The organism is Pedobacter sp. 01T416_2 (assembly GCF_056398925.1).
The window spans coordinates 1-8,701 of the sequence record NZ_JBFTQI010000179.1 but is presented as its reverse complement, the minus strand read 5'-3'; the positions used below and the strand labels follow the sequence as shown (position 1 = coordinate 8,701).

The window sequence follows — 8,701 nt, the reverse complement described above, 5'->3', positions numbered from 1 at the left end:
TTCCTAGCTCCTACATCTTATACCGATTTCCAGAGAACACCTACTGCTACATCTGCAGAAAGATCGATTATAGGCGCTAGCAGCTCAACTGCTAATAAGATAAAGTTAAATATTTATTATACTAAAATTAATTAACGATTTTAGTGTAATCATAAAAACTCTTGCTAGCAAAACTGGCAGGAGTTTTTTTGTATCATTATTTTATGGCTACGGAATAAAAGCGCATAAAAAAAGCTACCTCTCATCAGGTAGCTTTTTTATGTATTTTAACTTTAATTAAAAGGGAAGATCTCCATTCTCATCTGATGGACCAATTGTAAATTCATCTTCAATTTTAGCTTCAGAACTTTGATGCGTTGGTGTAGTTGGACTTTGCTCGAAATCGCTTTTTCTGCCTAACATGGTAAAGTTTTCGGCCACAATTTCTGTTACATATTTTTTAACCTTTTCTTTGTCTTCAAAGGATCTTGTTCTTAATTTGCCCTCTATGTAAACCAGTTTACCTTTCTGAAGGTATTTGGAAGCAACCTCTGCTAAGCCACGCCATAACACAATATTGTGCCATTCCGTTTGTTCTACTCTTTTACCGTCTTTGTTGTATGTTTCCGAGGTAGCTAATGGAAAACTGGCTACTGTTACGCCACCGTCTAAATGTCGCACTTCAGGGTCTTTGCCTAAATGGCCTACTAAAATAACTTTGTTAATCCCAGACATAAATATTTTTGGTTAGTTGTTTCGTTTTCTAAGTGCGCACCGAATAAGATGGTTAGTTATTCCATTTTGTTCTTATAAAAATATTCCAGAACAAAATCATGGATTACTTTTGGCTGCGGTAACTCATCTAATTTACTTAAAGAAACCCAATTAAGTTCCTTTTGTTTATTAAAGTTAAATATATAATTTTTTAATGCAAAAAATTGTACATGGATTATTTGGTGAGTTAATATGTGCTTTTTGGCTCTTATAAATGTAAAATCGGCGTTGTTTCCGAATACAGATTTTACCCGATCGATGAATAATGAATCGCTCCACTCGCATTCTTCTGTAGTTTCCACGCTAGGGAAATCATATAAATGCTGCCATATATCCCCTGCTTGCCTTTCCCTGATCAATACTTTTTCATCTTCAAAACAAACAAAATAATTAATATACCGGTGTTTTTGTTCGGCTTTGCGGATTTTAACCGGTAGCATATTTACCTGGCCATGGTTAAAAGCATAACACTCCTGACTAAGTGAGCAAACGCTACAATTGGGCGATTTTGGCTTGCACTGCATGGCTCCAAACTCCATAACAGCCTGGTTATATAGCGCAGGGTCATCTTTGTAGAGCAAATCATTTGCTAACGCATAAAACTCTTTTTTGCCGGCCGGGCTATTTATTGGCGTAGCTAAACCATAGAACCTGGAGAGTACCCGAAATACATTTCCATCTACCACAGCCCGTGCTTCTCCAGTCGAAAATGAGGAAATGGCAGCAGCTGTATATTCACCAATCCCTTTTAATTTTATGAGCTCATCATGCAGATTTGGGAAGATTCCATGATAATCTTTCACCACAATTTGAGCGGTTGCATGCATATTCCTGCCCCTCGAGTAATAACCCAGTCCTTGCCAAAGCTTCAAAACTTTGGCTTCGGTAGCACTGGCAAAATCGGCAACTGTAGGGAAATTCTCTAAAAACCTATTAAAGTACGGAAGCCCTTGTTCTACTCGTGTTTGTTGTAATATAACCTCTGATAACCAGATGGTATAAGCATCATTGGTATGCCTCCAGGGCAAATCTCTCTTATTTATCAGGTACCAATTGATGAGTTCATTTTGAAATATCATTACTGCAAATTACGGTCTATTTATCCGATTAAAAAAAAACTTGCAATTGCCTGATAAGTCTAGTGATAAAAAAATCATCTTTTATTTCCCTATCTCATTAAAAAGCAATACTTTTGCAACCCCAAAACAGTAGTAATATTAAAACATAATATATAATAAATAATAAAATATGACTAAGGCAGATATTATTTCAGAAATATCAACAAAAACCGGAATTGAGAAGGTTGATGTACAGGAAACAGTTGAGGCATTTTTCAAGGTTATCAAAACCAGCATGATTGGCGGTGAAAATGTATACGTAAGAGGCTTCGGAAGCTTTGTTGTTAAAAAGAGAGCGCAAAAAACTGCGAGAAATATCTCAAAAAATACTGCAATAATTATCCCAGAACACTTCGTTCCTAGCTTTAAACCAGCAAAAGTATTTGTTGATAAAGTAAAAAGCAATTCAAAAAAAATTAACGTAGAAGCCTAAGTCTTATATATGAATAGCAATATCAGATCAAAACAAACCATAGTTATTGGAGCGATTGTATTGCTTGTTGCATTCTTATTTACAAGAGACATTAAGGGTTTGGTTAAACCAACGGAAGAAAATGGAAAAATGCCTTCAAGTGGCCCAATGGCCAGAGCAGCTTCTCCATCAAATACATCGGTACTAAACCTCGAAACTTCGTCTACTGCTGCAAAGAATGTAATCAATAAGAATTTGGCTACAGACATTACAGCTTTAGAAAACAGCTACAAAGGCGCAAATGGCGCAGAGAAGATTGAACTTGCTAAACAACTGGCTCAGAAATGGGACGATGTTGAGCAAATTACGCCATCTGCACTGTATTTAGAAGTTGTAGCCGAAGGCGAACCATCATCAAAATCGTGGTTAGCTGCCGGTAATCAATTTATAAAAGCTTTTGAAAGCACACAAGATAGCATAGCGCAACCTGCTTTATTGCAGAAAGCCAATGTATCTTACAAAAATGCATTAGAGAAAGACTCTACAAACATTGAAGCTAAAACAGGCTTAGGTATAACGATAGTAAACGGCTTAGGCGCACCAATGCAAGGTATTGCAATGTTGTTAGAAGTTGTTGCTAAAGAACCTAAAAATGTAAAGGCCAATATGAATTTAGGATTGTTCTCTATAAAATCAGGTCAGTTTGATAAAGCAATTCCTCGTTTTAATACCGTAATTGCCGCTGCTCCAACTCCTGAAGCCTATTTTTATTTAGGAACAGCTTTAGAAAATTTAGGCAGAAATAAAGAAGCAGTAAATGCTTACCTATCAAGCAAAAAATTAGCGGCTAACCCAACCTTATCTTCATTCATTGATAAGAAGGTGGCTGAACTAAAGAATAAAAATTAATTAACAGATTAATAAAAACATTTAAAACTTAAAACTATGCCAAGCGGTAAAAAAAGAAAGAGACATAAAATGGCTACCCACAAACGTAAAAAACGTTTAAGAAAAAACAGACATAAGAAAAAATAGTTTCTTATTTGATAAAGCCAGTTAAACCTCATAGTAAACACTATGAGGTTTAAACAATTTATATGATTTTTTTATTGTATATGTTTTTGGCTACATCACTGTTTTTATTTACTATCCATTTGTTAATAGGCGAAAGCCTTAAATCTGTAGCTGTTGGTAAAAGAATTAATTATCAATTCGACTCCTGCCGGAGTTACCATAGCGTTGATTGAAGACAAACAACTTGTTGAGCTTCACAAAGAACAAATCAATATTAACTACGCTGTAGGCGATATTTATTTAGGCCGCATTAAAAAAATTATGCCTGGCCTGAATGCCGCTTTCGTGGATGTTGGTTATGAAAAAGATGCTTTTTTGCATTACTTTGATTTGGGCCCTCAGGTGCAATCTTTAATTAAGCTAACGAAGATCAAGCGTAATGGCTCGGTTACAGGCACATTATTAGATAATTTAAAGCTAGAAGCCGATATTAACAAGGCGGGCAAAATTTCTGATGTGCTCAGTAAAAACATGCTCCTACCTGTACAAATTGCCAAAGAGCCAATTTCTACAAAGGGACCGCGTTTAAGTTCCGACATTTCGATTGCCGGCAGGTATGTGGTACTGGTGCCATTCTCCAATACCATATCTGTATCAAAAAAAATTAAAAGTAATACCGAACGTAATCGTTTAAAAAAGATTATTGAAAGTATTAAACCTCAAAATTTTGGGGTCATTATCAGAACCGTTTCTGAAGGCAGAGGGGTTGCCGAAATGCAAAAAGATCTTTTAGATTTAATTGCTAAGTGGGAAAACTTCATTAAAAAAATGCCATCTACCGAACCTTCAAAAAGAGTTTGGGGAGAAATGGACAGATCATCAACGTTAATCCGTGATATTCTGAACCCTGATTTTACAAACGTTTACGTGAGTACGCCAGAGTTGTACGATGATATCCGTTCTTATGTTCACGACATCTCTCCCGAAATGGAAAAGATCGTTAAACTATACAAACAGAAAGAACCTATCTTCGATCATTTTGGTGTAGAAAAGCAGATTAAAAACGCTTTCGGAAAAACAGTAAACTTACCAGGCGGTGCTTACCTTGTTGTAGAGCACACTGAAGCACTCCACGTTATAGACGTGAATAGTGGAAACCGTACTGCCAGTAAAGAAAATCAAGAAGAGAATGCTTTACAGGTAAACAAAGAGGCGGCCAAAGAAATTGCCCGTCAATTGCGCTTGCGCGATATGGGCGGTATTGTGGTAATCGATTTTATCGATATGCACAAACCAACAAACCGTAAAATGCTATTCGATTATTTGCGTGAGCTGATGTTATTGGATAGAGCCAAACACACTATTTTGCCTCCGAGCAAATTTGGTTTGGTACAGATTACCAGACAACGTGTTCGTCCGGAAATGAATATTGTTACGGTAGAAAAATGTCCGGCCTGCGATGGGACCGGAGAAATTAAAGCGAGTATCGTTTTAATGGATGATATTGAGAACAACCTTAATTATATTTTAAGAGAGCAGAATGAAAAAGGCGTAACCCTTTGCGTACACCCATACATCGAAGCTTACATTACAAAAGGCATTTTCAACCTTCAACGCCGCTGGTTCTTTAAATACGGCCAATGGATTAAAGTTAAGGCACAATCATCGTATCACTTAACCGAGTTTCACTTCATCTCCGCAAAAGATGAAGAGATTAAGTTATAACTCAAAACACATTTAACAGAAAGCCCGGATTTTTTAAATCTGGGCTTTCTGTTGTTTAAGTGTATTTCAAATCTAAAATATTAATTAAGTGCCTCATTAAGTTGTGCTCAGATGACTTAGGTGGTCAATATTTTTGGAAAACAACTGTCCTGTGCGTTTTGGCCACTTAGTCCTGCTATCCCTCCAAGTCCTCACTCATTCTTCGCTCCGGGCTTTCCGTTCTATCAGGTTTATCAACAATGGCGCTGCATTTTATAGTGATGTTTCGAACCTCGCAGGTTTTGAAAACCTGCGAGGTTTAACGTAAACACGATTCGGGCAAACGATTAATTGTTCAAAAAAATAAAAACACTTTCAATCCTGAAAGGTTAAATTCGTAATCTAAAATTTTAATCAATTGGCAAAATCAAAAAGTGCATTTTTCTGTCAGAGCTGTGGCTACGAATCGGCAAAATGGTTGGGTAAATGTCCGTCTTGTAACCAATGGAATACCTTTGTAGAAGAAATTGTAGAAAAAAGCTCCGCTTCTGTTCCAACCTGGAAAAGCGATAATACCAGTCGCAAATTAAGCAAACCAAGTAAGGTTGATGAAATACAATCATCAACTGAGCGTAGAATATTAACTGGCGATAAAGAATTAGACCGCGTTTTAGGTGGTGGATTAGTAGAAGGATCGCTAGTGCTCATCGGCGGTGAACCGGGTATCGGGAAATCGACCTTGATGTTGCAACTGGCTTTAAATTTAAAGGGCAAAAAACTACTCTATATCTCCGGTGAAGAAAGCGAACAACAGATTAAAATGCGGGCAGAAAGGATTCAGGAAAGCCCCTCATCCAACTGTTACATTTTAACAGAAACTTCTACACAGAATATATTTAAACAGATCGAAATTCTTGAACCAGAAATTTTAGTTGTAGATTCTATTCAGACTTTGCACTCCGCTCATATCGATTCAACACCAGGTAGTGTATCGCAGGTAAGGGAATGTACTGCCGAATTATTGCGTTTTGCAAAAGAAACCGGCGTACCTGTTTTCCTTATCGGCCACATCACCAAAGATGGCGCTATTGCAGGCCCTAAAATACTCGAGCACATGGTTGATACGGTTTTACAGTTTGAAGGCGACAGGCACCACGTTTATCGCATCCTAAGATCCATCAAAAACCGGTTTGGTGCAGCCGCAGAACTCGGGATCTACGAAATGCAGGGCAGTGGTTTAAGAGAAGTTTCCAATCCATCAGAAATCTTGCTCTCACAACGTGATGAAGAGCTGAGCGGAATCGCCATAGCCGCAACCTTAGAGGGTGCAAGGCCGATGTTGATTGAAACACAGGCCTTAGTGAGTTCGGCAGCATATGGAACTCCTCAACGCTCAGCAACAGGTTTCGATACCAAAAGGATGAACATGCTCTTAGCTGTTTTAGAAAAACGCTGTGGCTTTAGATTAAGTACACAAGATGTTTTCTTAAATATCGCCGGTGGAATTAGAGTGGAAGACCCTGCAATTGACCTGGCCGTATTAATTGCCATTATATCATCGCATCAGGATATCGCTGTTTCTTCAAAAAACTGTTTCGCCGCAGAAGTAGGCCTATCGGGAGAAATTAGGGCGGTAAACAGAATCGAACAACGTATTGCCGAAGCAGACAAATTAGGTTTCGAAACGATTTACATCTCTAAATACAACTTGAAAGGAATTGATACAAACAAATACAACCTTGAGATTAAAGCAGTAAGTAAAATAGAAGAAGTGTTCAGCCTTGTTTTTGGATAGATAAAAGGTGGGGAAACAACTCAACAAATTTCCACAGAAAGAAGATAATATTCTACATTCCTATAACATCATTGAATATTAACAAATCAGCAAAAAAACAACAACTAACTGAATATAAATACATTAACTATACCAAAAACAAAAAATTAAACTTTTGGATTCTAGTTTGCCTATAATAATTTAAATGTACATCATAAAATGTGATTGCAATTATAGGGATGATTTTCCCCGTTAATGGATGTTAGCGGGGATTTTTTGTTTTCATTATTAATGAAAAATTTTAAATAACTTTGATTAGATCATTAACCGGATAATTATAAAACCATGAAAAAAATCATTCTAAGCTTCAGCTTTTGCCTATTTACGGCATTTTCATTTGCTCAAAGCGCATATACTGGTCAAAAATTTGGAGAAGAAGTTAAACCAGGAGATGTAAAACCTGCTGCAAAGATGGAAGCTGCCATGGGGGATAAAAAAATTGCCGATATGAAAATCGAAGGCAAGGTGGTAGATGTGTGTAAGAAAAAGGGCTGCTGGATGACTTTAGAAATGCCTAATGGCGATCCAATGCGGGTAACTTTTAAAGATTATGCGTTCTTTATGCCGATGGATATTGTTGGCAAAAAAGTAGTTTTGGATGGATTGGCAAAGAGACAAACCATCTCTGTAGAAACTTTACGCCACTATGCGGAAGATGCTAAAAAATCTCCTGAAGAAGTAGCAAAAATTACCGATCCTAAAAAAGAATTGGCTTTCGAAGCTAAAGGCGTAGTGATTTTGGATAAATAAAAGAAAGTCCGGGGTCCGCGAAGACCGAAGTTAGCGGCGGCAAGCCTAAAGAGCTAAATTTTGCTAAAATAAATTACAAATAACAATATACTATATGAAAGTCGTCATCTCGACTGAAGCGTAGCGAAATGGAGAGATCTATAATAGATTAGCTTCGCGCTGAGCCTTCGGGTTTTCGACTGCGTTATACTCCGCTCGAAATGACGATATATAAATAAGAAACCCCGATGCATATTCTGCACCTGGGTTTCTATTTTTATGGATGGTGATCTTAGATTACCCAGTTCCAACCAAATTCRTCAGGTGCTAAACCGTAACGGATATCGTTTAATTTTTTAGCAATGCCATTAGAAATATGTCTTGTAGATGGGTCGGTCAATTTATAGCTCTGACCATTATAGCCCATTTCGCCTACATGTGTTACTGTAGCTGCAGTTCCTGCGGCAAAAGCCTCTGTTAAGCTTCCGTTTTCAATTCCTTCAATCACTTCTTTAACAGAAACCCTACGTTCTTCAACTTCTACTCCAGCATCTTTAGCCAGTTTAATAATAGTATCACGCGTTACACCATCCAAAACAGTACTGCGTACTGATGGCGTAACCAATTTGCCATTAATTACAAAAAGTAAGTTGGCAGTTCCAGCTTCTTCAATAAACTCATGCGTTACCGAATCTGTCCAGATCAATTGATCGTAACCTTCTTTTTTTGCTTGCTCGAAAGGATATAACGAACGTGCGTAATTTCCAGCAGTTTTGGCAAAGCCTACACCACCTTCGTCTGCACGCGTAAATTCAGTTTCAATTTTAACCTTTAGTGCACTACTGTAATATGGACCAGTTGGTGTAGTTAACAAAGCAAATTTATAGGTATCAGATGCCTTAACGCCCAAATAAGGGTCCATTGCAAACATGACCGGGCGGATGTATAAAGCATAATCTTCTTGATTAGGTACCCATTTCTCATCAACATTGATTAATGCGGCTAAACCTTGCATAAAAATTTCTTCAGGAATACCTGGCATCGACATTCTGGCGGCTGATTTGTTAAAACGTTCGAAGTTTTTATCGGCACGGAAAACACTAATTTTACCATCTGGTTGGCGGTAAGCCTTTAATC

At 37.5% G+C, this 8,701-nt stretch carries 8 protein-coding genes; 5 read left to right on the top strand and 3 right to left on the bottom strand.

Annotated elements, in window-relative coordinates; translation table 11 throughout:
* Positions 1 to 276 precede the first annotated feature (276 nt).
* Together AC1DPQ_RS09860 and mutY are read right to left on the bottom strand one after the other, a co-directional pair.
* Complete coding sequence (locus AC1DPQ_RS09860) at positions 277 to 714, bottom strand: single-stranded DNA-binding protein (protein WP_029274486.1); 438 nt, start codon at positions 712 to 714, stop codon at positions 277 to 279.
* A gap of 56 nt (positions 715 to 770) precedes the next feature.
* Positions 771 to 1,832: an A/G-specific adenine glycosylase gene (gene mutY / locus AC1DPQ_RS09855; RefSeq protein ID WP_477578895.1), complete on the bottom strand. Its 1,062-nt coding sequence runs from the start codon at positions 1,830 to 1,832 to the stop codon at positions 771 to 773.
* A gap of 169 nt (positions 1,833 to 2,001) precedes the next feature.
* On the opposite strand from mutY, the gene AC1DPQ_RS09850 reads away from it, so the two are divergent.
* The 5 genes from AC1DPQ_RS09850 to AC1DPQ_RS09830 all read left to right on the top strand — a co-directional run bounded on the left by AC1DPQ_RS09850 (position 2,002) and on the right by AC1DPQ_RS09830 (position 7,585).
* Positions 2,002 to 2,304 (top strand): HU family DNA-binding protein, encoded by a 303-nt coding sequence (locus AC1DPQ_RS09850; RefSeq protein WP_025143406.1) that lies wholly within the window; start codon positions 2,002 to 2,004, stop codon positions 2,302 to 2,304.
* A 9-nt stretch (positions 2,305 to 2,313) separates the two neighbouring features.
* Positions 2,314 to 3,192, top strand: a complete 879-nt coding sequence (locus AC1DPQ_RS09845) for a tetratricopeptide repeat protein (protein ID WP_477578897.1) — start codon at positions 2,314 to 2,316, stop codon at positions 3,190 to 3,192.
* Positions 3,193 to 3,471: 279 nt separating this feature from the next.
* Positions 3,472 to 5,022: an Rne/Rng family ribonuclease gene (locus AC1DPQ_RS09840; protein WP_029274483.1), complete on the top strand. Its 1,551-nt coding sequence runs from the start codon at positions 3,472 to 3,474 to the stop codon at positions 5,020 to 5,022.
* 397 nt (positions 5,023 to 5,419) lie between these two features.
* Entirely contained in the window at positions 5,420 to 6,796 is a 1,377-nt protein-coding gene (gene radA, locus AC1DPQ_RS09835) for a DNA repair protein RadA (RefSeq protein ID WP_477578899.1), read from the top strand.
* A gap of 324 nt (positions 6,797 to 7,120) precedes the next feature.
* Positions 7,121 to 7,585: a DUF4920 domain-containing protein gene (locus AC1DPQ_RS09830; protein WP_477609051.1), complete on the top strand. Its 465-nt coding sequence runs from the start codon at positions 7,121 to 7,123 to the stop codon at positions 7,583 to 7,585.
* A 271-nt stretch (positions 7,586 to 7,856) separates the two neighbouring features.
* On the opposite strand, the gene AC1DPQ_RS09825 is transcribed toward AC1DPQ_RS09830, so the two are convergent.
* On the bottom strand, positions 7,857 to 8,701 hold an 845-nt coding region (locus tag AC1DPQ_RS09825), incomplete at its 5' end, for a branched-chain amino acid aminotransferase (RefSeq protein WP_477609049.1).